21 protein-coding genes are annotated in these 22,284 nt (G+C 73.8%); 10 read left to right on the top strand and 11 right to left on the bottom strand.

Annotation, left to right across the window (positions count from 1 at the left end; all coding sequences use genetic code 11):
• Positions 1 to 23: 23 nt before the first annotated feature.
• Positions 24 to 1,892, top strand: a complete 1,869-nt coding sequence (gene typA / locus NFX44_RS06425) for a translational GTPase TypA (protein WP_262282551.1) — start codon at positions 24 to 26, stop codon at positions 1,890 to 1,892.
• Between the two features lie 214 nt (positions 1,893 to 2,106).
• Here typA and NFX44_RS06420 read toward each other — a convergent pair whose 3' ends face one another.
• Positions 2,107 to 2,769 carry a class I SAM-dependent methyltransferase gene (locus NFX44_RS06420; protein ID WP_262282550.1) on the bottom strand — a complete coding sequence of 221 codons (663 nt, stop codon included), beginning with the start codon at positions 2,767 to 2,769 and terminating at the stop codon, positions 2,107 to 2,109.
• A gap of 72 nt (positions 2,770 to 2,841) precedes the next feature.
• On the opposite strand from NFX44_RS06420, the gene NFX44_RS06415 reads away from it, so the two are divergent.
• Positions 2,842 to 3,708, top strand: coding sequence for a serine hydrolase (locus NFX44_RS06415; protein WP_262282549.1), 867 nt, complete (start codon positions 2,842 to 2,844; stop codon positions 3,706 to 3,708).
• A 4-nt stretch (positions 3,709 to 3,712) separates the two neighbouring features.
• On the opposite strand, the gene NFX44_RS06410 is transcribed toward NFX44_RS06415, so the two are convergent.
• Complete coding sequence (locus NFX44_RS06410) at positions 3,713 to 4,510, bottom strand: tyrosine-protein phosphatase (protein ID WP_262282548.1); 798 nt, start codon at positions 4,508 to 4,510, stop codon at positions 3,713 to 3,715.
• Positions 4,511 to 4,553: 43 nt separating this feature from the next.
• Between NFX44_RS06410 and NFX44_RS06405 the strand changes: the two genes are divergently transcribed.
• Both NFX44_RS06405 and NFX44_RS06400 read left to right on the top strand, forming a co-directional pair.
• Complete coding sequence (locus NFX44_RS06405; protein WP_262282547.1) at positions 4,554 to 5,651, top strand: mandelate racemase/muconate lactonizing enzyme family protein; 1,098 nt, start codon at positions 4,554 to 4,556, stop codon at positions 5,649 to 5,651.
• Between the two features lie 43 nt (positions 5,652 to 5,694).
• On the top strand, positions 5,695 to 6,612 hold the full coding sequence (locus tag NFX44_RS06400; protein WP_262282546.1) for a C40 family peptidase: 918 nt from the start codon (positions 5,695 to 5,697) through the stop codon (positions 6,610 to 6,612).
• Positions 6,613 to 6,672: 60 nt separating this feature from the next.
• Here NFX44_RS06400 and NFX44_RS06395 read toward each other — a convergent pair whose 3' ends face one another.
• The 3 genes from NFX44_RS06395 to pnuC all read right to left on the bottom strand — a co-directional run bounded on the left by NFX44_RS06395 (position 6,673) and on the right by pnuC (position 9,762).
• The gene (locus NFX44_RS06395) at positions 6,673 to 7,671 is read right to left on the bottom strand and encodes a TerC family protein (protein WP_262282545.1); all 999 of its coding nucleotides are present in this window, start codon (positions 7,669 to 7,671) and stop codon (positions 6,673 to 6,675) included.
• Positions 7,672 to 8,029: 358 nt separating this feature from the next.
• Entirely contained in the window at positions 8,030 to 9,112 is a 1,083-nt protein-coding gene (locus NFX44_RS06390) for an AAA family ATPase (protein ID WP_262282544.1), read from the bottom strand.
• Entirely contained in the window at positions 9,109 to 9,762 is a 654-nt protein-coding gene (gene pnuC, locus NFX44_RS06385; protein WP_262282543.1) for a nicotinamide riboside transporter PnuC, read from the bottom strand. Before pnuC ends, NFX44_RS06390 begins: the two co-directional genes overlap by 4 nt.
• Before the next feature lie 102 nt (positions 9,763 to 9,864).
• Between pnuC and NFX44_RS06380 the strand changes: the two genes are divergently transcribed.
• A complete protein-coding gene (locus NFX44_RS06380; protein ID WP_262282542.1) occupies positions 9,865 to 10,158 on the top strand; it encodes an antibiotic biosynthesis monooxygenase in 294 nt (97 codons plus the stop codon).
• A gap of 119 nt (positions 10,159 to 10,277) precedes the next feature.
• Here NFX44_RS06380 and NFX44_RS06375 read toward each other — a convergent pair whose 3' ends face one another.
• The 4 genes from NFX44_RS06375 to uvrB all read right to left on the bottom strand — a co-directional run bounded on the left by NFX44_RS06375 (position 10,278) and on the right by uvrB (position 14,607).
• Positions 10,278 to 11,177 (bottom strand): DUF5753 domain-containing protein, encoded by a 900-nt coding sequence (locus tag NFX44_RS06375; protein WP_262282541.1) that lies wholly within the window; start codon positions 11,175 to 11,177, stop codon positions 10,278 to 10,280.
• Between the two features lie 80 nt (positions 11,178 to 11,257).
• Positions 11,258 to 11,626: a VOC family protein gene (locus NFX44_RS06370; protein WP_262282540.1), complete on the bottom strand. Its 369-nt coding sequence runs from the start codon at positions 11,624 to 11,626 to the stop codon at positions 11,258 to 11,260.
• A gap of 25 nt (positions 11,627 to 11,651) precedes the next feature.
• Positions 11,652 to 12,473, bottom strand: coding sequence for an AraC family transcriptional regulator (locus NFX44_RS06365; protein ID WP_262282539.1), 822 nt, complete (start codon positions 12,471 to 12,473; stop codon positions 11,652 to 11,654).
• A 25-nt stretch (positions 12,474 to 12,498) separates the two neighbouring features.
• The gene (uvrB, locus tag NFX44_RS06360) at positions 12,499 to 14,607 is read right to left on the bottom strand and encodes an excinuclease ABC subunit UvrB (protein ID WP_262282538.1); all 2,109 of its coding nucleotides are present in this window, start codon (positions 14,605 to 14,607) and stop codon (positions 12,499 to 12,501) included.
• 404 nt (positions 14,608 to 15,011) lie between these two features.
• On the opposite strand from uvrB, the gene NFX44_RS06355 reads away from it, so the two are divergent.
• On the top strand, positions 15,012 to 16,592 hold the full coding sequence (locus NFX44_RS06355) for a hypothetical protein (protein ID WP_262282537.1): 1,581 nt from the start codon (positions 15,012 to 15,014) through the stop codon (positions 16,590 to 16,592).
• 6 nt (positions 16,593 to 16,598) lie between these two features.
• Here the strand turns inward: NFX44_RS06355 and coaE are convergent, their stop codons facing one another.
• Positions 16,599 to 17,777 (bottom strand): dephospho-CoA kinase, encoded by a 1,179-nt coding sequence (gene coaE, locus NFX44_RS06350; protein ID WP_262282536.1) that lies wholly within the window; start codon positions 17,775 to 17,777, stop codon positions 16,599 to 16,601.
• Positions 17,778 to 17,932: 155 nt separating this feature from the next.
• Positions 17,933 to 19,420, bottom strand: a complete 1,488-nt coding sequence (gene rpsA / locus NFX44_RS06345) for a 30S ribosomal protein S1 (protein WP_262282535.1) — start codon at positions 19,418 to 19,420, stop codon at positions 17,933 to 17,935.
• 370 nt (positions 19,421 to 19,790) lie between these two features.
• Here rpsA and NFX44_RS06340 point away from each other — a divergent pair, with 370 nt between their 5' ends.
• From NFX44_RS06340 to NFX44_RS06325, 4 genes are read left to right on the top strand one after another with little or no spacing between them, the layout of a single operon-like run.
• Complete coding sequence (locus NFX44_RS06340; protein WP_262282534.1) at positions 19,791 to 20,597, top strand: class I SAM-dependent methyltransferase; 807 nt, start codon at positions 19,791 to 19,793, stop codon at positions 20,595 to 20,597.
• 40 nt (positions 20,598 to 20,637) lie between these two features.
• The gene (locus NFX44_RS06335) at positions 20,638 to 20,859 is read left to right on the top strand and encodes a DUF2945 domain-containing protein (RefSeq protein ID WP_262282533.1); all 222 of its coding nucleotides are present in this window, start codon (positions 20,638 to 20,640) and stop codon (positions 20,857 to 20,859) included.
• The gene (locus tag NFX44_RS06330; RefSeq protein WP_091267806.1) at positions 20,846 to 21,274 is read left to right on the top strand and encodes a DUF3140 domain-containing protein; all 429 of its coding nucleotides are present in this window, start codon (positions 20,846 to 20,848) and stop codon (positions 21,272 to 21,274) included. The genes NFX44_RS06335 and NFX44_RS06330 overlap by 14 nt, the downstream gene beginning before the upstream one ends.
• A gap of 52 nt (positions 21,275 to 21,326) precedes the next feature.
• Positions 21,327 to 22,244 (top strand): aldo/keto reductase, encoded by a 918-nt coding sequence (locus NFX44_RS06325; protein WP_262282532.1) that lies wholly within the window; start codon positions 21,327 to 21,329, stop codon positions 22,242 to 22,244.
• Positions 22,245 to 22,284 lie beyond the last annotated feature (40 nt).

Raw genomic sequence — 22,284 nt, 5'->3', positions numbered from 1 at the left:
CCGCAGACAGGAGTATGGAGGGTATGCAGCTACGCACCGACCTCCGCAACGTCGCCATCATCGCCCACGTCGACCACGGCAAGACGACCCTGGTCGACGCCATGTTGCGGCAGGCCGGCGCCTACGGCGCCCGTGGTGAGACCACCGAGCGGGTCATGGACTCGATGGACCTCGAGCGGGAAAAGGGCATCACCATCCTGGCCAAGAACACCGGCGTGCGGTACCTGCCGGCGGACGGCTCCGACCCGGTCACCATCAACATCATCGACACCCCCGGCCACGCCGACTTCGGTGGTGAGGTCGAGCGCGGCCTGACCATGGTCGACGGGGTGGTGCTGCTGGTCGACGCCAGCGAGGGACCGCTGCCGCAGACCCGCTTCGTGCTCCGCAAGGCCCTCAAGGCCCGGATGCCGATCATCCTGGTGATCAACAAGGTGGACCGGCCGGACGCCCGGATCAAGGAGGTCGTGGACGACACCTACGAGCTCTTCCTCGACCTGGACGCCGACGAGGAGCAGATCGACTTCCCGATCGTCTACGCCTGCGCCCGCGACGGCATCGCCTCGTTGACCCAGCCCGCCGACGGCTCGGTGCCCGACGACAGCCACAGCCTGGAGCCGCTGTTCCGCACCCTGCTGGACACCATCCCGGCCCCCGCGTACGACGAGGACGCGCCGCTGCAGGCGCACGTCACGAACCTCGACGCCTCCCCGTTCCTCGGCCGCCTCGCGCTGTGCCGGGTCCGGCAGGGCACCATCCGCAAGGGCGAAACGGTCGCCTGGTGCCGCACCGACGGCAGCACCCAGCGGGTCCGCATCTCCGAGCTGCTGATGACCGAGGGCCTGGAGCGCAAGCCGGCCGACAGCGCCGGCCCGGGCGACATCATCGCCGTGGCCGGCATCCCGGAGATCATGATCGGCGAGACCCTGGCCGACGCCGAGAACCCGGTCCCGCTGCCGCTGATCACCGTCGACGAGCCGGCCATCTCGATGACCATCGGCACCAACACCTCGCCGCTGGTCGGCCGGGTCAAGGGCGCCAAGGTCACCGCCCGGATGGTCAAGGACCGGCTCGACAAGGAGCTGGTCGGCAACGTGTCGCTGCGGGTCCTGCCGACCGAGCGGCCGGACGCCTGGGAGGTGCAGGGCCGCGGCGAGCTGGCCCTGGCCATCCTGGTGGAGCAGATGCGCCGCGAGTCCTACGAGCTGACCGTCGGCAAGCCGCAGGTGGTCACCAAGGAGATCGACGGGAAGACCTGCGAGCCGGTCGAGCGGCTGACCATCGACGCCCCGGAGGAGTACCTGGGCGCGATCACCCAGCTCCTCGCCACCCGCAAGGGCCGGATGGAGCAGCTGGTCAACCACGGCACCGGCTGGATCCGGATGGAGTGGCTGGTCCCGGCGCGCGGCCTGATCGGCTTCCGCACCGAGTTCCTCACCGACACCCGCGGCACCGGCATCCTGCACCACGTCTTCGAGTCGTACGAGCCGTGGTTCGGCGAGCTGCGCACCCGCCAGAACGGCTCCCTGGTCGCCGACCGGGCCGGCGCGGTGACCTCGTTCGCCATGATCAATCTGCAGGAGCGCGGCCAGCTCTTCGTCGAGCCGACCACCGAGGTGTACGAGGGCATGATCGTCGGGGAGAACTCCCGCTCCGACGACATGGACGTCAACATCACCAAGGAGAAGAAGCTCACCAACATGCGCGCGTCGACCTCGGACGAGACCGAGAAGCTGATCCCGCCGCGCAAGCTGTCGCTGGAGCAGGCCCTCGAGTTCTGCCGCGAGGACGAGTGCGTCGAGGTGACCCCGGCCGCGGTGCGGATCCGCAAGGTGGTGCTGGACCAGACCCAGCGCGGCCGGATGGCCGCCCGCCGCAAGCACGCCGGCTGACCACACCCCACCCGGAGCCCGGCCCGCCCTAGGCGGACCGGGCTCCGCCCGTTCCCGCCCCTCTCCCTCCCCCGCCGGCCTCCGCCCCCGGCGCCCCCACCCGTCGATCATGAAGTTGGCGGCAGTTTCGGAGATCGACATCGCCGCTAACTTCATGATCAACGGGGGCAGGCGGCCGGGGTCGCGGCCCCCGGGGGGTGTGGCGGGAGCGGGGTCAGGGTTTGGTGGCCTGGAGGGCCAGGATGTCGGGGACCGGGCCGGAGCCGGACTCGCGGACGGCGGTCAGCGTCAGGCCGGCGGCGGTGACCGCGTTGAGCAGGTCGGCCAGGGGCAGGTGCCAGGCGCCGACCCGGGCGCGCACCCCGACCGTGTTCCAGGACCGGAAGCTGCGCTCCCGCTCGGCGTACCCGCCGTCGATCACGGCCCGCCCCGGCTCGGAGCGGTCGGCGAACGCCCCGACGAAGCAGGGGTGCACGCCGACGTGGACCAGCCGCCCGCCGGGCGCCAGCACCCGGGCCACCTCGGCGATCGCCGCCGGGTAGTCGGGCATGTCCGTGTGGGCGAGCACGCAGGCCACCGCCGGCACGGCGCCGGCCGGCAGGGGCAGCGCGGTCGCGTCGGCGCGGGCCACCGGAAGCCGCCCCCGGGCGTGGCGCAGCTGCCCGCCGGACAGGTCCACCCCGACCGGCCGCCACCCCAGCCGCCGCAGCTCGGCGGCGTGCGCCCCGGTGCCGCAGCACAGGTCCAGGCAGCGCCCGGCACCGTGGCCGAGCAGCTCGGCCAGCATCGACCGGACCCGGTCGCTGTAGTCGGTGGCGGTGGTCGTGACGTAGTCGTCGTACCAGTCGGCGATGGCGTCGTAGGCGGCGGTCGTCATCTCCGCACGCTAGACCCGGGCCGGGCCGGACCGCAGCCCCGCCCGCCGCGATGATCCGCTACGGTCACCGGCATGACCTGGGAGGAACTCGACGCGCGCCTGGACAAGGCGCCCGGCACCGTCTCGGCGTACGTGGGGCGGCTCGGCGCTCCGCCCACCTGGAGGCGGCACGCCGACGCCACCCACTACGCGGCCAGCACCATGAAGGTCGCCGTGCTGCTGGCGCTGCACCGCGCCGCCGAGGCCGGCCGCCTCGACCTGGACCGGCCGGTCCCGGTGCGCAACAGCTTCGACTCCGCCCTGCCCGGCGCGCCCCGCTTCAGCAACGCCCAGCACTACGACAACGACGACGCGGTCTGGGCGCGGGTGGGTGGTGAGGCGCCGCTGCGCTGGCTCGCCGAACGGATGATCGTCCGCTCCAGCAACCTGGCCACCAACGTCTGCATCGGTCAGGTCGGGCTGCCCGCCGTGGCCGAGGCGTGGGCGCTGGCCGGGGCCCGGCACAGCGTCACGGGCCGGGGCATCGAGGACTTCGCGGCCCGCGACTCCGGCATCGACAACCTGGTCACCGCCGCCGACCTGGCCGCGCTGCTCGGGAGCCTGGCGCTCGGCGCCCGCCGGCCCGGCCCGCTGGCCTCGCCGGCCGGCTGCGCGGCCATGCTGGACGTGCTGTTCGCCCAGGAGCACCGCGAGGACCTCGCCGCCGGGCTGCCCGAGGGGACCCGGATCGCGCACAAGAACGGCTGGGTACGCGGCGTCCGGCACGGCGCCGGCGTGGTCTTCCCCGACGACGCCCCGCCGTACGCCGTCGTGGTCTGCACCACCACCGACCTGGCCGACGGCGGGCCGAGCGGCGAGGAGGTCGAGGACGACGCCTGCCGCCTGATCGCGCACGTCTCCGCGCAGGTGTGGGCGGCCCGGCACGACCTGGCCGGGTGACCGGTCACTCCAGCAGGTTCGCCCGCAGCGCGGCCAGCGTCCGGTCGGTCAGCCCCAGCCCGTCGCGCAGGTACGCCTCGAACGTGCCGTGCACCCGGCGCACCTCGTCGTAGGCGGCGTCCAGGTATTCCGGCCGCACCTCCAGCAGCGGCCGGGCGACGGCCGGGTCCAGGTTCGGCCGGCGGCGGGTCATGGCGGTCAGCAGCACCTCGCGCAGGCTCTCGGTCAGCTCGTTGTGCCGCAGGTAGTCCGCCCGGATCTCCGGCTCGTCCACCCCGAGCGCGGTGAGCAGCACCACCGACAGCCAGCCGGTGCGGTCCTTGCCGGCCGAACAGTGGAACAGCAGCGGCAGGTTCGCCCCGTCGGCGGCCAGCCGCACCGCCGTCCCGAACCCCGCCCGGGCCGACTCGCCGGTGACGAACCAGCGGTAGATGGCCGCCATCGCGCCCGGCATGCCGTCCCGGGCCAGTTCCTCGTACGCGTCGAGGTCGTGGCCGAGCAGCACCGCCGAGACGTAGGTGAACACCGGGTGGGCCGCGTCGTAGACCGGCAGGTGCACCACCCGCGGCTCGCCGGCCAGGCGGTCGGGCGGCGCGACCGCCTGCTCGGTGGCGTGCCGCAGGTCCACCACGCAGGCCGGGGCCAGCTTGCCCAGCACCGGCAGGTCCTCGTCGGTGAGCCGGCCGAGCGCCGCGGTGCGGAGCAGCCGGCCGGCGCGTACCCGCCGCCCGTCCGTGGTGGGCAGCCCGCCCAGGTCACGGGCGTTCGGCGCGCCCACCAGCTCCCAGTCCCGCCTCATCATCGGCCCTCCCCTGTCCGCCACCGCTCCGTATAGGGTGCCGCACATGACGATCGCCGCGGTACGCACCCACCGGCTCTCGGCCCCCTTACACACCCCGTTCGTCACCGCGCTGCGCCGCACCACCACCGTGGACACCCTGGTCGTCGAGGTGGTGGACGCCGACGGCCGCTCGGGTTTCGGCGAGGCGCCGCAGGTCTGGCAGGTGACCGGCGCGTCGATCGCCGGCGCCGAGGCGTGCGTCCAGCAGCTGCTCGGGCCGCTGCTGACCGGGCGGGACGCCGACGACCTCCAGGCCCGCTGCGCCGAGGTGCGCCGCGCCGTGGTGGGCAACGAGTCGGCGCGGGCGGCCGTCGACGTCGCCCTGCACGACCTGGCCGCGCGGCGGCTCGGCGTACCCCTGGTGCGGTTGCTCGGCGGCACCACGCTGCGCGTCCCGACGGACGTCACGCTGGCCGCGGGCGACGCGGTGGACCTGGCCGCGGCGGCCACCCGGCGCCGGGCCGAGGGGTTCACCGTGCTGAAGCTCAAGGTCGGCACGGACGCGCGGGGCGACCTGGACCGGGTGCGCGCGGTCCGCGCCGCGGTGGGGCCCGAGGTGCGGATCCGGCTGGACGCCAACCAGGGCTGGACGCCGCGCGAGGCGGTCCGGGTGATCCGCGGGATCGAGGACGCCGGGCTGGACGTCGAGCTGGTCGAGCAGCCGGTGCACCGGCGGGACCTGGACGGGCTGGCCTGGGTCAGCGACCGGGTGGAGCTGCCGATCCTCGCCGACGAGTCGGTCTTCGACCTGCGCGACCTGGTCGAGGTGATCCGGCGGCGGGCGGCCGACATGGTCAACGTCAAGCTGGCCAAGTGCGGCGGTCTGCACACCGCGCGGACGCTGCTCGACCTGGCCGCGGCGCACGGCATGGGCACCATCGTGGGCTCCATGATGGAGAGCCAGGTGGGCCTCGGCGCGGCGGCGAGCCTGGTCGCCGCCTACGGCACCACGGCCGTGTCGGACCTCGACGCCGCCTGGTGGCTGGCCTGGTCGCCGGTCGCCGGCGGGATCCGGTACGACGGCTCGACCGTCGTGCTGCCGGACGCGCCCGGCCTCGGCATCGCCCACGTGAGTGAAGCAAAGGTTCAGTCGCATGGTTGAGCGCCGTTGGAATTTTTCATAGGGTCGTGAGGTGGGGGTGGGCATGGAGCTTCAACCGGGCCGCGAGGCCGTCGTCCGGGTCCCGGTGGCGACCCTCTGGGCCAGCCCCGAGGCGGTCCGCCCCGTCGACCGCCCCGCGCTGGGCGATCCGCCGGACGTCGCCGCCTGGATCGCCGGCATGGACCGCGACCAGCAGGTCGGCGACTGCGTCCTGACCCAGCTGCTGCTCGGCGAGCGGGTGCTGGTCACCGAACTGCGCGCGGACGGCTGGGCACACGTCGTCGCCCTGGCCCAGCCCGCCGCCAAACTCGACGTACGCGGCTATCCGGGGTGGCTGCCCGCCGCCCAGCTCACCGCCCCGGCGGAGTCCGGCCCACCGGCCACCTCGCTGGTCGTGGACGCCGCACACACCGCGCTGCGCGCCGCCCCCGACGGCCCACCGGTCCTGGCCCGGGTGGTCCTCGGCACCCGACTGGCCCCGGCCGGGCGGCCCGTGGACGGCTGGCGGCCGGTCCTCGCGCCCGGCCGGGCCGACCCGCTCTGGGCGCCGGAGGGCGACCTGGTCCCGCTGCCCGCCGAGCGGCCGGAGGCCAAGGAGGTGCTCGCCCTCGCCGAGCGGCTGCGCCACCTCATCTACATCTGGGGCGGGCTGTCCACCGACGGCATCGACTGCTCGGGCCTGGTGCACCTGGCCTGGCGCCGGCACGGCCTGACCCTGCCCCGGGACGCCTACGACCAGGCGGAGGCGACCACTCCCCTGGCGCTGGGCGAGGAACGCCCCGGCGACCTCTACTTCTTCGCCCGGCCCGGCCGGCGGATCCACCACGTCGGCATCGTCAGCAGCGAGCCGCAGGGCGAGGTGCGGCGGATGCTGCACGCCTGCTACGTGAAGCGCCGGGTCGTCGAGGAGCGGCTCCCGCCGGACCGGGAGGCCACCCTGGTCGGGGCGCACCGCGTCTGACCCCCGTACGCCGAAAGGGGCGCCCCCGACCGCGGGGGCGCCCCTTCTCGTGCGGTCCGGTCAGCGACGGGCCTCGGCCAGCTCGCGGCGCCGGTCCCGGGACGACTTGACCAGGCTGGCAACGGTGGCCGCGGCCAGGGTGCCCAGGATGACGGTGAGCGACAGCCAGATCGGGATGTGCGGGGCCCAGGCCACGTGCTCGCCGTCGTTGACGAACGGCAGGTTGTTGTCGGCGAGGGCCTCCAGGACCAGCTTGACGCCGATGAAGCCGAGCACCACGGCCAGGCCGTAGCTCAGGTAGATCAGCCGGTCCAGCAGGCCGCCGAGCAGGAAGTAGAGCTGTCGCAGCCCCATCAGCGCGAACACGTTCGCGGTGAAGACCAGGTACGGCTCCTGGGTGATGCCGAAGATCGCCGGGATCGAGTCCAGGGCGAAGATCAGGTCGGTTGTGCCGATCGCGATCATCACGATCAGCATCGGGGTGAACAGCCGCCGCCCGTTCTCGTGGGTGGTCATCCGCGCCCCGTCGAATTCACGGGACAGCGGCAACGCCTTGCGGCTCCACCGGATCAGCACGTTCTCGCTGAACTCGTCCTCGTCCGGCTCGCCCTGGCGGGCCAGGTTGACCGCCGTGTAGATCAGGAACGCGCCGAAGATGTAGAAGACCCAGGAGAACTGGGAGATCAGCGCCGCGCCGGCGGCGATGAAGCCACCCCGCATGACCAGCGCCAGCAGGATGCCGATGAGCAGCACCTTCTGCTGATACTGCCGGGGCACCCCGAAGCGCGCCATGATGATCACGAAGACGAAGAGGTTGTCCACCGAGAGGCTGTACTCCGTGAGCCACCCGGTGTAGAACTGGCCGGCCACGCTGGGGCCGGAGGTGAGCCACAGGACAGCCCCGAAGAGCAGGGCCAGCGCCACGTAGAAGCCGACCCACAGGCTCGACTCGCGGACGCTGGGCTCGTGCGGGCGACGACCGATGATGAAGAGGTCGACCAGCAGGACCGCGGTCATCCCGACCAGCGTCCCCGCCCACACCATTCCGGACACGTTCAAATCCATCCTCCGGCAGACACACAGCGTCGGGCACACCGTACGCCGGGTGAGGGGCCGGGGTGCGTCGACGCTGACTCTGGTGACTGTCGGAGGTCTCTTCCGCCACCGACCCCGAAGGGACGCTGACCGACGGAGCCGGGTCGTGCCACCGGGGGTCCGGCGCGCTTCCGTGCTGACGACTCCGTCGCGGGGGAATACTCCCCTCCTCGGCCGCCATTGTTCACCATCGGCCCGGGTCGCCGCATCTTCGGGGGTCCCGTTTGCCAGGGTACGGGTCTTCCGGTGTGGGGCAGGTCTCCCGGCGTACGGCGTCCTAGGAGGCTAGGTGCCCATCTGGCCCGGCGTGGCCGGGCCGATGTCACGACGCGGGAAGCAGCGGATCGGTGAACGACCAGCCGGCGGCCAGCAGGGCGTCGCAGGCGGCGACGGCCGCCGCCAACCGCTCCTCGTGCGGCCCGCGCAGCTCGACCACCGGCACCCCGCAGCCGGCCAGCTCCTCCCGGAACCGCCCGGTCATCCATGCCCGCAGGTGTTCACCGTCGCGCAGGCCGTCGTCGGCGAAGGGCACCCCCTCGTGGCCGGTCAGCAGGTACAGCGCCGGCCGGCGGGCGGCCGCCCGCACCGCCTCCGACGAGGACCCCAGATAGCGCTCCTCCCAGATGGCGGTGGCCCGCGCGTCGGTGTCGCAGAACAGCAGCGGGCCGCTGGTGCGGGCCGCCGCGTCCTCGGCGGCCTGCTGCGCGCGGACCACCTCGACGAAGTCGGCCCGGTTCCACGTGACGTCGAAGATCGTCGCCTCCGGCCGGACGCGCCGCAGCCCGGCGAGCTTGCGCTCGGTCAGCTCGCGGCCGTACTCCGGCACCCAGGCGGTGCCGTAGTGGGCGGCGAGCGCCGCCGCCATCGTCGTGGTGCCGGTCGACTCGGCCCCGACCACCACGACCCGGCGGACCAGCCACGCCCGCACCGGCGGGCTCAGGCGCCGCCAGTGCGCCAGCGGGTCCGCGCGCACCGCGGTGCCGGAGACCGGCACCACCCGCCGGTCCGGGTCTACGCAGACCGCGACCGCGTCGAAACGACGGGCCAACTCCGTCCCGTACGCCTCGGAGGAGAAGACCGCGTCCACCGGCTCCCCGCCGAGCGCGTCGGCGAACACCGCGCAGTGCAGGTCCCAGATCGCCGGGTCGGCGTAGTCGACCGGGTGGTCGTCGTACCGTCCGACGAACCGCACCCACGGCGTGGCGGCGTGCGCCTCGCGCAGCCAGGCGAGCCGCAGGTCGAGCGGGATCGACTCGCGCCGGGACGGTGCGACCACCACGGTGACCGCCGCGCACCGGGACGCGGCCGCGTCGACGAGCGCGTGGTGCCCGGCGTGCGGCGGGTAGAACTTGCCCACCACCAGGCCATGCCGGAACTCCCGGCCCGGCCCGCTCCCCGCGCTCACGCGGCGACGGGGGCCGGGCCCGGCGGCACCGGGGTCGCCGCCGCCCGCCGGCGCAGGTCCGCCCGCCACTCCCGCAGCCCGACCACGCAGAGCGCCAGGAAGATCAGGTAGAGGCCGCCGGTCAACCAGAGTCCCTTGTACGCGTACAGCGGGATGTAGATCAGGTCGGCGGCGATCCACAGCCACCAGCTCTCCACCAGCTTGCGGGTCTGGCCGTAGGTGGCCAGCAGGGACAGCGCGGTGGTGACCGCGTCGGCCAGCGGCACCGTGGAGTCGGTGGCCCGGTCCAGCAGCGCCCAGAGCCCGGCGGTGAGCAGCACCCCGGCCACCCCGAGCACCCACCACTCCCGCCGGCCGGTGCGGGCCACGGTCAGCCGGCTGCGCCGCTCCCCGCCGAAGAGCCAGTGCCACCAGCCGTAGAGGCCGAGGACGACGTAGACGATCTGGAGGCCCGCGTCGGCGTACAGGCCGGCGGTCCAGAACAGCAGCATGAGCAGCAGCACGTTGGCGATGCCGATCGGCCAGTTGGCGATGTGCTGCCGGGCCACCAGCCAGACGTTGACCACACCGGTGGCGAAGCCGAGCAGCTCGGCCCAGGTGGTGCCGGCGCCCAGGACCGTGAACGCCGTGGCGGTGAGCCAGTCGAGCATCTGTTCCTCCCCGTTTCCCGCGCGAACACCCTAGAGGCGGTGTGGCGCGGGGAACAGCCCCCGGGGCGTACCCGACGGCGGCCGGCGTGCGAGGCTTCCGGCATGGTTCTTGAGGTCGCGCTCATCGACGTGACGCCCGGACACGAGGACGACTTCGCCGCCGCGTACGCGACGGCGCGCCCGATCCTCGCCGGCACCGAGGGTTGCCGTTCGGTGCGGATGACCCGCGGCGTCGAGTCGCCGTCGAGGTTCGTGCTGCTGGTCGAGTGGGACTCGGTCGAGGCGCACGACGTCAACTTCCGGCAGAGCGAGCGCTTCGCGCAGTGGCGGGCGCTGATCGGCCCGCACTTCGCCGGCCCGCCGCTGGTCGAGCACTTCCTCGACGTGCCGGCCTGACCCTGTCGTACCCCTGGCATAGCCTGCGCGCGACGCGCCGGCCGCCGGTACCGACGGGCATCGGGGGCGCCGGACCCGGCGGCTGCGCGCCCGGCGCCGCGCCGGGGTGACCGGCCCGCTCAGTCGGCCTCGTGCGGTTCGCGGGGCCGGGGCACCGGCGCGGGGCCGAGTCGCCGGGTCAGCAGCTCCACCGTCTCCTCCGGCGGCAGCGCCGCCAGGAGCAACCGGTCGACCAGCTGCTCGTAGCGGGCGACCTCGGCCTCGGCCACCAGCCGCAGGTCGGTGGTGAGCGTCTCCACGAGCACCGTGCGCGGGTCGGCCGGGTCCGGATACGCGTAGTAGGAGAACGGCGCGAGCGGATGCAGGTCGCCGTAGGGGGACGCGTCGCGGGGCAGCAGCCGTACGGTCACGTGCGGCCATTCGGCGAGGACGGCCAGGTGCCGGATCTGCTCCCGCCAGACCTCGACGGGAAGGCTGCCCGGGTCGCAGGCACGCTCGTCGATCAGCGCGGTGTAGTGCGGCGGGTCGGGCCGGCGGAGCACCTCCTGGCGCATCGCGCGGGCACGGACGTCGGCGTCCACGTCGACGTCCTCGGCGAGGAGCGCGCCGGCCGACACCCGCAGCCGGGCGTACTCGGGGGTCTGGAGCAGCCCGGGCACCAGCACCGGCTGGTAGTCCACGATGCGGACGGCGCCCGCCTCCAGCTCCGCGTACGCCCGCTGCCGCTCCCCCATCTCGCCCAGCGCCCTGGACCAGCCGCGGCCGGTGGCCGCGTCCCGGGCGATGACGATCAGCTCGTCCCGCTGGTGGGGGGGCACGCCGTAGACGTCGAGCAGGTCGAGCACGTCGGCCAGGTCCGGCCGGCTCTGCCCCAGCTCGATGCGGGACAGCTTCGATGTGGACGCCCAGCCGAGCCGGCCGCACACCTGCTCCAGGGTGAGCGACTCCCGGCGGCGCAGCCGGCGCAGCTCCGCGCCGAGCCGCACCCGCCGGACCACAGGACTTGCTGACAACGGCATGTGCGCCTCCCCATCGAGGGAGAGTACGCATGACCGTCACACAGGGCAATACCTTGCTCGCACAGAGCTATGGCCGGTTGTCAGGGACGGTAGGTGCCGAAGGACCAGACGAGGCCGGCCAGATCGCGGGCGGCGTAGTCGCGCGAGCCGTAGTCGGTGTCGAACGGCGGCTGGATGATCTCCGCGCCGGCCGCGCGGGCCCGCTCGTGGTGCGCGTCGATGTCGTCGACGGCCACGTAGACGCGGTAGTCGTCGTCGGCCGGCCGGCTCGCCGGGGCGGGCCCCGGGCCGAGCATGACGAGGCTGTCGCCGTAGCCGAGCTCGGCGTGCCGCACCTCGCCGCCGGGCCCCTCGTGCAGCTCGTGGACGGTGAGGTCGAACGCGGACCGGAGGAAGTCGACGGCGGCACGGGGGTCGGGATACCGGAGGACCGGATAGATGCTTCGCATGGGTCCCAGTGTGCCGCCGGGGCCGTCAGGCCGGATTGGACGAATGTGATCCGGCCAGCGCCGCGGGCGTGGCCCCGGCGAACTCGCGGAACTCCCGGATCAGGTGCGACTGGTCGTAGTAGCCGAACCGCACGGCCAGCTCCGCCCACCCCGGCCCGGGCACCCCGCCACCGACCGGCGTGGCGCCCACCATCGCGTACGCCCGCTGGAAGCGCAGCAGCCGGGCGACGGTCTTCGGCGGGAGCCCGAACTCCCGCCGGAACCGGACCGCCAGGTGACGGCGGCTCCACCCGACCTCGTCGGCCAGCGCGCCGACGCCCAGGGCGCCGCCGCTGCCGGCGAGGAGCCGCCAGGCACCCACCAGCCGCGGATCGACCGGCCCGGTCACCGCCAGCCGGGCGGCGAACGCGGCGTCGAGCCGGGCGAACCGGCCCGCCCAGTCGGGCAGATCGGCCAGCTCGTCGCGGAGCCGGACCAGCCACCCGCCCAGCCGGTCGACCGGAAGCGCGCGGTTGGCCAGCTCGCCCAGCGGCAACCCGAGCAGCCGGCGGGCGGCCGGGGCGGTCAGCAGCACCTGCACGCCCATGCCCTCACCGGCCGTACGCGTCGCGCACCAGCCGTCGAACGGCCCGGCCAGGAAGGCGCTCGTCCCCCGTGCGCCCCGGTCGGCGGCGCGCGGGTCGGTGACGTCCAGCGGGGCGCCCCACCCGAGGATCAGCACCACGAAGGCGCCGGCCGCCTCCCGGCGCACCAGCGGACCGGCCGTGCGCTCGCGGTAGCCGAGGTAGCGGTCCACGTAGGGCCGGAGCCGGGGATCGGGGAGCCCGATCACGGCCTCGGTGAGCACGCCGGCCTCCCCCGACCCCGGGCCGTCACTTCACCCCGGCGGCGTCCATCCCGCGGAGTTCCTTCTTCAGGTCGGCGACCTCGTCGCGGATCCGGGCGGCCAGCTCGAACTGCAGCTCCCGCGCGGCGGCGAGCATCTGGTCGTTGAGCTGCTGGATGAGGTCGGCCAGGTCGGCCCGGGCCATCCCCTCCCGGGACGGGGTCGCCGCGCCGCCGCGGCTGCGGCTGCGGGTCTCCTTGACCGGTGCCTTGCCCCGCGACAGCTGCCGGACGGCCCCGCCGACCCGGCTGTTCTCGGTGTCCTCGGCCTCGCGGTAGATGTCGTCGAGGATGTCGTGGATCTTCTTCCGCAGCGGCTCGGGGCTGATCCCGTTGGCCTCGTTGTGCGCGATCTGCTTGGCCCGGCGCCGGTTCGTCTCCTCGATCGCCTGGGCCATCGACGGGGTGATCTTGTCGGCGTACATGTGGACCTGGCCCGAGACGTTACGCGCCGCGCGGCCGATGGTCTGGATCAGCGACCGGCCGCTGCGCAGGAAGCCCTCCTTGTCGGCGTCGAGGATCGCCACCAGGGAGACCTCGGGCAGGTCGAGGCCCTCACGGAGCAGGTTGATGCCCACCAGCACGTCGTAGTCGCCCTTGCGCAGCTCGCGCAGCAGCTCCACCCGGCGCAGCGTGTCGACCTCCGAGTGCAGGTAGCGCACCCGGATGCCGTTCTCCAGCAGGTAGTCGGAGAGGTCCTCGGCCATCTTCTTGGTCAGCGTGGTGACCAGGACCCGCTCGTCGCGCTCGGTCCGCAGCTTGATCTCGTGCATCAGGTCGTCGATCTGGCCCTTGGTGGGCTTCACGACGACCTCGGGGTCGATCAGACCGGTGGGGCGGATCACCTGCTCGACGAACTCGCCCTGGGCCTGCTCCAGCTCCCAGGGGCCGGGGGTGGCGGAGAGGAAGACCATCTGGCCGACCCGCTCCAGGAACTCGTCGAAGCGCAGCGGACGGTTGTCGGCCGCGCTGGGCAGCCGGAAGCCGTGGTCGATCAGCATCCGCTTGCGGGAGGCGTCGCCCTCGTACATGCCGCCGATCTGCGGGATGGTCACGTGCGACTCGTCGACCACGGTCAGGAAGTCGTCCGGGAAATAGTCGAGCAGGCAGTGCGGCGGGCTGCCGGGCAGCCGCCCGTCCATGTGCATCGAGTAGTTCTCGATGCCGGAGCAGAACCCGACCTGGCGCATCATCTCGATGTCGTAGGTGGTGCGCATCCGCAGCCGCTGCGCCTCCAGCAGCTTGCCCTGCCGCTCCAGCTCGGCCAGCCGCTCGGCCAGCTCGACCTCGATGTCGCGGATCGCCCGCTCCATCCGCTCCGGGCCCGCCGCGTAGTGGGTCGCCGGGAAGATGACAAGCCCGTCGACCTCCTTGACGACGTCACCGGTGAGCGGGTTGAGGTAGTAGAGCTTCTCCACCTCGTCGCCGAACAGCTCGATCCGGACGGCCAGCTCCTCGTAGGCCGGGATGATCTCCAGCGTGTCGCCCCGGACCCGGAAGGTGCCGCGCTGGAAGGCCATGTCGTTGCGGGTGTACTGGATGTCGACCAGCCGGCGCAGCAACTGGTCACGGTCGAGCTCCTGCCCGACGGCGACCCGCACGGCCCGGTCGAGGTATTCCTCCGGGGTGCCCAGGCCGTAGATCGCCGACACCGTGGCCACCACGATCACGTCGCGGCGGGTGAGCAGCGACATGGTCGCCGAGTGCCGCAGCCGCTCGACCTCCTCGTTGATCGAGGAGTCCTTCTCGATGTAGGTGTCGGTCTGCGGGATGTAGGCCTCGGGCTGGTAGTAGTCGTAGTAGGAGACGAAGTATTCGACCGCGTTCTGCGGCAGCAGCTCGCTGAACTCCTTGGCGAGCTGCGCGGCGAGGGTCTTGTTGGGCGCGAGCACCAGGGTCGGCCGCTGCAGCCGCTCGACCAGCCACGCCGTGGTGGCGCTCTTGCCGGTGCCGGTCGCGCCGAGCAGCACCGTGTTGCGGTCGCCGCGTCGCACCCGACGCTCAAGATCGTCGATGGCTGCCGGCTGGTCGCCGGCCGGCTGGAACTCGCTGACGACCTGGAAGCGGCCGTCGAGCCGGGGAATGTCGAGCGCCATGACCTCAACGGTACGCCGGACGTCCGACACTTCCGGGCCGAGCGCGCACCGCCCCTCATCGGCTTCGATATTCCCATTGTGTGGCTCATCTCACCGGACTACCCTCGTACCGTAGGCCGCTCGCGGCGGCCGACCGGGCAAGGTGGCCGCCCCTCCGGGGCCCGGCCGTCCCCGGCACCGGGGGTCGCAGCACCCGAGAAACCGGCGTGCGCACCCGAGGTGGTCGCGCTCGACGCGCTGACCGGCCGCCGCGAGCGCCCCTGCTCGTCACCGGAACCCGGCAGCCGCGTTGTGCACTCGTGGAGACCTCTCCCGAACGCCGGCCGCGAGGCGCTCGCACCCGCGGCACCGGCCCCCTCCCCGCCGGCGACACCCCACCCACCCCGCCCGCCGGGGCCACCGAGATGCCCGCCGCAGGGCCCGCCGGGGCCACCGAGATCCCCGCGGCAGAGCCCGGCGCGGCGGCCGTCCCCCGCGAGCCCGGCCGCGGCCACCGCCGCGCCGGCACCACCAGCAGCCGACCCGCCGGCTCCCCCGGCGGCGGTCCACGCGCCGCTCCGGGGATCACCCCACGGCTGCCCGACTCCGTCGAGCCCTCCGCCGACCCCGAGGTGGACGGCACCGGCGACCCCGCCGAGCAGCCCCGCCGCCGCCGCGCCGTCCTGATCGCGCTCGCGGCCACCGCCACGGCCTCGGCGGCCGCCCTGGTCGCCGGGCTGCTGAGCTGGGCGCCCGAGCCGGCCGAGCCCACCGAGGCAGCCCGCCCGCTCACCGCCGCCGAGGCCGACCGGCTGGCCGCCGTGCGGGTCACCAACCAGCGGGACGTCCGCGCCGGCGTCCGGGTCAGCGTGGGCGCCGGCGGTGGCCGTACCGAGCTGGTCGGCTGGGTCGACTGGGCCCGCCCGCTGGTCTACCTGGACGTCAGCGGCCCGGGCGCGGGCGCCGAACGGGGCCTCGTCCAGGCGACCACGTCGACGCTGCTGGTGCGGCCCGATCCCACCGCGGCGCCCACCCCGGCGTCGCCCCCGCTGGTGCCCCCGGGCGACCGGTGGCGGCTGCGGGAGTTGCCCGACGGGCGGGGCCTGCCGGCGGTGCGGGACCTGCTGCTCGGGCTCGCCGCGGCCCGGGTCGACCCGGCCGAACCCGAGGCCCGCCGGATGCGCGGGGAGACCCTCGACGGGGTCCCGGTGGACGTCATCCAGGCCCCCCTCGCCGCACTCCGGCCGGCCGACCGGAGCACCCCGCCACCGGACCGGCTGCCCCGCCTCTGGGTCGACCGGGACGCCCGGCTGCACCGGCTGGAGGGCCGGCTGCCGGACGGTACCCCGGTGACCGTCGAGCTGGCCCGCGCCGACCGTCCCACCCTGCGCCCGGTGGACGCGCTCGGCGGGCGTCCCGGGCTGCCGCGGGCCCTCACCGACGCCGAGGCCGACCGGTTGGCCCGGCTGCCCGCCCGGCTGCGAACGGCCGGCGGGGCCGGCCTGACCCTGGCCGCCCCGTCCGGCGACCTGCGCGGCTCCGGGTGGGTGAGCTGGGCGGGCTCCGCCGCGTACCTCTCGGTGGTGGGCGGCGACGACCCGGGACGCCGCACGCTGCTGCGGGCGCGGCCGGGAAGCGTGGCCCGGCTCGTGATGCCGGCGGGCGGCCCGGCGGCACCGCCGCTGCCGGCCCCGGCCGGGCTGGTCCGGGTGGGCGGGCGCCCGCCCGGCGACGACGTGGAGCGGCTGCTCGACACCGCGCTGCGGGGCGGCGGCCCGGCCGCCGCGGCGGTCCGGATCCGCGACGACCGGGTGGCGGCCCGGACGGTGGACGTCATCGAGGTACGCCCCGGGCTGCGCTGGTGGATCGATCGGGGAGGGCTGCCGCGCCGCCTGGAGCTGCGGACCGGCCGGGGCGTCTGGGTCTGGCTGGACCTCGCGCCCGGGCGGGTGCCGGCGCTGCCCGGCGCCGAGCGGGCGGTCAGCCCGCCGGCGAAACGCCGCTGAGCCGGCTCAGGGCCGCCAGCCGGTCTGCGCGGCCCACTCCTCGGCCCGCAGGTGCTCCTCGTCGAACCAGGGGTCCTTCAGCGTGCCGTAGGTGGCGCTGTCCGGCGCCGAGGCGGCCAGCTCCCGCTTGAGCTGCAGGTACGCGGATCGCTGCCCCGGGTCGGCGCGCAGGTGGTCGCGCGTCAGCAGCGCGTACCGCCAGCCGGGCGAGTCGGCCACCCGCAGGTGCAGGTGCACCGGGCGACCCGGGTCGGCGCTGCCGTGCAGCCGCTTCTCCCACCGGCGGCTGCCGGGCGGGCGGGGGTTGTCCCACCAGTCGCCGGGCAACTGGGGAAAGCCGGCGTCGGCGAGCCGCTCGGCGAGCGGTCCGTCCGCCTCGGCGAGCGACGGCACGGTGAGCTGGATGTCGATGACGTCCTTGGCGGCCAGCCCGGGCACGGCGGTGGAGCCGATGTGGTCGATCCGCAGCTCGGCGCCGGCGGCGTGCCGGATGCGGGCGGCCAGCCGGGCGTACTGCTGGGGCCAGGTCGGGTCGGGCTCGGCGAGCACCACCTGCTCGGGCCGGACGGCGCGGCGTTCCCGCACGTTGCGCTCGTAGGGCAGCAGCCGCTCGCGCCAGAGGGCGTCCACGGCGGCGTGCAGGTCGGCCAGCGTGCCGTCGTTGCCGAGCAGCACGTCGGCCGCCGCCCGGCGGCGTGCGTCGTCGGCCTGCGCGGCGATCCGCCGCTCGGCCTCCGCGCGGTCCATGCCGCGGTCGCGGGCCAGCCGCTCCAGCCGGGTGGTCACCGCCGCCCCCACGACGAGCACCAGGTGGTACGTCGGCGCGAGCCCCACCTCGACCAGCAGCGGCACGTCGTTGACCACGACGGCGTCGGGGGGCGCCGCGGCGACCAGCGCGGCGGTGCGGGCGCGGACCCGGGGATGGGTGATCGCCTCCAGCCGGCGGCGGGCGTCCTCGTCACCGAAGACCAGGGCGCCCAGGGCGGCCCGGTCCAGCGCCCCGTCGGCGTCGAGGACCCGGTCGGAGAAGGTCGCCACGATCTCGGCGAGGCCCTCGCTGCCCGGGGCGACCACCTCGCGGGCGATCCGATCCGCGTCGACGATCACCGCGCCGAGCGCGGCCAGCCGGCTGGACACCGCGCTCTTGCCGGACCCGATCCCGCCGGTCAACCCCACCCTCAGCACCGGAACAGTCAACCCGATCGCCGTTTCCGGTGCCAACCGGCCCCGGACATGGCGAGGGCCCCGCCCCCGGCGACCCGGTGGTACCGGATCGCGGGGACGGGGCCCGTCAGCGACTGCGCCGGCCTCGGACGTGCCGAGGCGGTGTCGTCACCGGGTCACTTGCCGCCGGCGAGCTTCTCCCGCAGCGCGGCGAGCGCCTCGTCGGTGGCCAGCGTGCCGGCCGGCTCCTCGGCCTGACGGCTCGGGGCCGCGGTCGAGGTCGAGGTCGTGCCGGTCACGGCCGGGGCCGGGTTGGCAGCGGCCTCGGCGTCGGCGGCACGGGAGGTCTGCACCTGCTTGGTGTGGGCCTCCCAGCGCTGGCGCGCCTCGGCGTACTGCTGCTCCCACGCCTCGCGCTGCTTGTCGTAGCCCTCGAGCCACTCGCCCGTCTCCGGGTCGAAGCCCTCCGGGTAGATGTAGTTGCCCTGCTCGTCGTAGGTCGCGGCCATGCCGTAGAGGGTCGGGTCGAAGTGCTCCTCGCCCTCGACGAAGCCCTCGTTGGCCTGCTTGAGCGACAGCGAGATCCGGCGACGCTCCAGGTCGATGTCGATGACCTTGACCATGACCTCGGAGCCGACCTGCACGACCTGCTCCGGGATCTCCACGTGGCGCTCGGCCAGCTCGGAGATGTGGACCAGGCCCTCGATGCCGTCGTCCACCCGGACGAAGGCGCCGAACGGCACGAGCTTGGTGACCTTACCCGGCACGATCTGCTGGATCGCGTGGGTGCGGGCGAACTGCCGCCACGGGTCCTCCTGGGTCGCCTTCAGCGACAGCGAGACCCGCTCGCGGTCCAGGTCGACGTCCAGGACCTCGACCTCGACCTCCTGGCCCACCTCGACGACCTCGGACGGGTGGTCGATGTGCTTCCAGGAGAGCTCGGAGACGTGCACCAGGCCGTCCACGCCGCCCAGGTCGACGAACGCGCCGAAGTTGACGATCGAGGACACGACGCCCTTGCGGACCTGGCCCTTCTGCAGCTTGTTGAGGAACTCGGTGCGCACCTCGGACTGCGTCTGCTCGAGCCAGGCCCGGCGGGACAGGACCACGTTGTTGCGGTTCTTGTCCAGCTCGATGATCTTGGCTTCGAGTTCGCGGCCGACGTACGGCTGCAGGTCGCGGACCCGCCGCATCTCGACGAGCGAGGCGGGCAGGAAGCCGCGCAGGCCGATGTCGAGGATGAGGCCACCCTTGACAACCTCGATGACCGAGCCGCGGACGACGCCGTCCTCGTCCTTGATCTTCTCGATCGTGCCCCAGGCCCGCTCGTACTGCGCCCGCTTCTTGGAGAGGATCAGACGCCCCTCCTTGTCCTCCTTCTGGAGGACAAGGGCCTCGATGTGGTCACCGACCGAGACGACCTCGGCGGGGTCCACGTCGTGCTTGATCGACAACTCCCGAGAGGGGATGACGCCCTCGGTCTTGTAGCCGATGTCGAGCAGGACCTCGTCCCGATCGACCTTGACGACGGTGCCTTCGACAATGTCGCCGTCGTTGAAGTACTTGATGGTCTCGTCGATCGCGGCGAGGAAAGCCTCCTCGGAACCGAGATCGTCGTGCGTGACCTTGTTGGCGCTCGAGGGGGCCTCGATGCTGCTCGTCATGTGGGCGGTTGCTCCGGTCGGATGGGTTGTCACAGCAGGCGTGGCGTCGCAGTGACCTGTCCGCGCCAGCGGATCCGTCGCCGGGCACACCGAACGATCACCATGAGAAGATCATTAGTGGCTCCGGTGACCGCACACCTGCTCCCTGCCGAGGCACACGATCCGCGAGCGCATCGTCTAGCCTACCCGCTGCATTACCACAGCGTGCAAGCCCTCCCAGGTCTCCTCAAGCTCGTCAGCTGCGAAAGCGGAGATTTCACGCGGTAAGGTGCCACTCCTGTCTCGTCCGTCACATCCGTCCCACCCGCCACGCCGCCTCCCGGAGCGGCCCGCGCGCCGGCCAACCCGTCCCTGGGCCTAGCGTGGGCGGGTGGACGACGACAGGGTGGCCCGGCGCCGGGTGGGCGCCGCCGAGGTACGCCGCGCCAACCGGGGCTGGTGGGACGCCGACGCCGACGCCTACCAGGCCGAGCACGGCGCGTTCCTCGGCGAGGTGGACTTCGTCTGGTGCCCGGAGGGGCTGCGCGAGGCCGACGCCGGGCTGCTCGGCGAGGTGACCGGCCGGCGCATCCTGGAACTCGGCTGCGGCGCGGCCGCCGCGGCCCGCTGGCTCGCCGCGCAGGGCGCCCGGCCGGTCGCCCTGGACCTGTCCGCCGGCATGTTGCGGCACGCCGCCGGGGCCGCCGCCCGGACCGGGGTACGCGTGCCGCTCGTGCAGGCCGACGCCCTCGCCCTGCCGTTCGCCGACGCCGCCTTCGACACGGTGTGCACGGCGTTCGGCGCGATCCCGTTCGTGGACGACTCGGCGGCGGCGATGCGTGAGGTGGCGCGGGTCCTGCGCCCGGGCGGCCGGTGGGTCTTCTCGGTCACCCACCCGATGCGCTGGATCTTCCTGGACGACCCGGGCGAGGGCGGGCTGACCGCCGTGCACTCCTACTTCGACCGCTCCCCCTACGTCGAGCAGGACGAGCACGGCGTGGCCACCTACGTCGAGCAGCACCGCACGCTCGGCGACCGGATCCGGGAGCTGGTCGGCGCCGGCTTCCGCATGCTGGACCTCGTGGAACCGGAGTGGCCGGCGGGACACGAGGGGATCTGGGGGCAGTGGAGCCCGCTGCGCGGCCGGCTCTTTCCCGGCACCGCCATCTTCGTGGCGGAGAAGCCGACCGCCGGCTGAGCCGCCGTTTCCGCCCGCCGGCCCCGGGTAACCGGACGCCATGGCCGAGAAGGAGGAGTTCCGCCGGGGCGACCACGTCTCCTGGGCCAGCCACAGCGGCCGGGCGCACGGGGTCGTCAGGGAGAAGCTCACCGACCGCACGCACGTGCGCGGGCACGCCGTGAACGCGTCGCCGGAGGAGCCGCAGTACCGGATCCGCAACGACGACTCGGGCCGCGACGTCGCCCACCGACCGGAGGTGCTGCGCCGTGAGCCGAGGTGACGACCCGCAGCAGACCTACCGGGAGTTCACCGACGCGGTGAACATGAAGCCGGGCGAACTCCAGAAGTGGCTGGAGACCGACGAGTCCAAGCACGTCGGCTGGCGGAAGGGCACCCGGGGCGGCGAATCGGTGGGCCACGAGTCCGGCCGGCGGATCATCGACCTGCTGCGCCGCAAGCGCGACCAGCTCACCGCCGCCGACTACAAGCACATGCGCAAGGTCGTCGGGTACGTCCGGCGCCACATGGCCCAGCGACCCAGCGGCGACGTGCGCCGGACCCGGTGGCGGTACTCGCTCATGAACTGGGGCCACGACCCGGTCAAGGGGCCGCTCCCGCCGCCCGGCGGCCCGTCCCGCAAGGCCCTCGAACGCCACGGCGCCCCACCGAAGGAACGCCGCGGACCGGGACGTTGACGGCTCCGGTCTCGTCCGAGGGTTTTCCCCTGCCGCGCTCCGGGAGATCACCATGACCGTTCAATCCACCCTGCCCACCGTGACCATCGGCGGGGACCTCCCGGTCAGCCGGATCGGCTACGGGGCCATGCAACTCACGGGGAAGCAGGTCTGGGGCCCGTACCCCGACCACGACGGCGCCCTGGCGCTGCTCCGCGCCGTGGTGGCGGAGGGCGTCACCTTCGTCGACACCGCCGACGTCTACGGGCCGCACGACAACGAGCTGCTCATCCGCGAGGCGCTGCACCCGTACCCGGAAGGGCTGGTCGTGGCCAGCAAGGGCGGCTTCGTGCGCGGCGGGTTCGACTACTCCACCCTCGGCTGGGTGGGCAACCAGAAGTACCTGCGGCAGTCGGCGATGATGAGCCTGCGGCGCCTCGGCCTGGACCGGTTCGACCTCTACTACCTGCACAGCGGGTACGCCACCGACGCCCCGTTCGAGGACCAGGTCGGCGAGCTGAAGAAGCTGCAGGACGAGGGACACATCCGGCACATCGGGCTGTCCAACGTGACCCCGGACCAGTTCGAGGCGGCGCGGTCGGTCGCGGACATCGCCGCGGTGACCGCCCAGTACAACGTCGGCAACCGGGTCGGTGCCCCGCTCCTCGCCGCCGCGGAGAAGGCCGGGGCGGTGTTCTCACCCTGGCACCCGGTGAGTCTCCGTGACGGCGGGGACAACGCCGACCAGGTCGCCGCGGCCGTCGCGCCGCTGGCCGCCAGTTACGGGGCGACGCCCCAGCAGATCGCGCTGGCCTGGCTCCTGCACCGCTCCCCGGCGATGCTGCCCATCCCGGGCACGACGAGCCTCGCCCACCTACGGGCGAACCTCGCCGCCGCGAGCATCCGCCTCAGTGAGACGGAGGTTGCCGAGCTGACCGCGCTCGTCCAGGAGGGCGGCGGCCCGGCCGCCGGAGAGTCACTTCTGGGCTGAGCGGTCACGACACTGGCCCGGTTGCCGAATGCCGGGGTCT

This window comes from Micromonospora sp. MA102, assembly GCF_025460765.1.
Classification (GTDB): domain Bacteria; phylum Actinomycetota; class Actinomycetes; order Mycobacteriales; family Micromonosporaceae; genus Micromonospora; species Micromonospora halotolerans.
The sequence above is the reverse complement of the archived record's forward strand: the minus strand, read 5'-3'. Positions and strand labels throughout refer to the sequence as shown.

Bases quoted from the DNA above. Each gene is read 5' to 3' on its own strand.
- pnuC (WP_262282543.1), bottom strand. From the start codon at position 9,762: ATGCTCGACTGGCTCACCGCCACGGCGTTCACGGTCCTGGGCGCCGGC.
- NFX44_RS06420 (WP_262282550.1), bottom strand. From the start codon at position 2,769: ATGACGACCGCCGCCTACGACGCCATCGCCGACTGGTACGACGACTAC.
- typA (WP_262282551.1), top strand. From the start codon at position 24: ATGCAGCTACGCACCGACCTCCGCAACGTCGCCATCATCGCCCACGTC.
- NFX44_RS06410 (WP_262282548.1), bottom strand. From the start codon at position 4,510: ATGATGAGGCGGGACTGGGAGCTGGTGGGCGCGCCGAACGCCCGTGAC.
- NFX44_RS06400 (WP_262282546.1), top strand. From the start codon at position 5,695: ATGGAGCTTCAACCGGGCCGCGAGGCCGTCGTCCGGGTCCCGGTGGCG.
- NFX44_RS06370 (WP_262282540.1), bottom strand. From the start codon at position 11,626: ATGCGAAGCATCTATCCGGTCCTCCGGTATCCCGACCCCCGTGCCGCC.
- NFX44_RS06415 (WP_262282549.1), top strand. From the start codon at position 2,842: ATGACCTGGGAGGAACTCGACGCGCGCCTGGACAAGGCGCCCGGCACC.
- NFX44_RS06325 (WP_262282532.1), top strand. From the start codon at position 21,327: ATGACCGTTCAATCCACCCTGCCCACCGTGACCATCGGCGGGGACCTC.
- NFX44_RS06375 (WP_262282541.1), bottom strand. From the start codon at position 11,177: ATGCCGTTGTCAGCAAGTCCTGTGGTCCGGCGGGTGCGGCTCGGCGCG.
- NFX44_RS06335 (WP_262282533.1), top strand. From the start codon at position 20,638: ATGGCCGAGAAGGAGGAGTTCCGCCGGGGCGACCACGTCTCCTGGGCC.
- uvrB (WP_262282538.1), bottom strand. From the start codon at position 14,607: ATGGCGCTCGACATTCCCCGGCTCGACGGCCGCTTCCAGGTCGTCAGC.
- NFX44_RS06405 (WP_262282547.1), top strand. From the start codon at position 4,554: ATGACGATCGCCGCGGTACGCACCCACCGGCTCTCGGCCCCCTTACAC.
- NFX44_RS06355 (WP_262282537.1), top strand. From the start codon at position 15,012: ATGCCCGCCGCAGGGCCCGCCGGGGCCACCGAGATCCCCGCGGCAGAG.
- NFX44_RS06380 (WP_262282542.1), top strand. From the start codon at position 9,865: ATGGTTCTTGAGGTCGCGCTCATCGACGTGACGCCCGGACACGAGGAC.
- rpsA (WP_262282535.1), bottom strand. From the start codon at position 19,420: ATGACGAGCAGCATCGAGGCCCCCTCGAGCGCCAACAAGGTCACGCAC.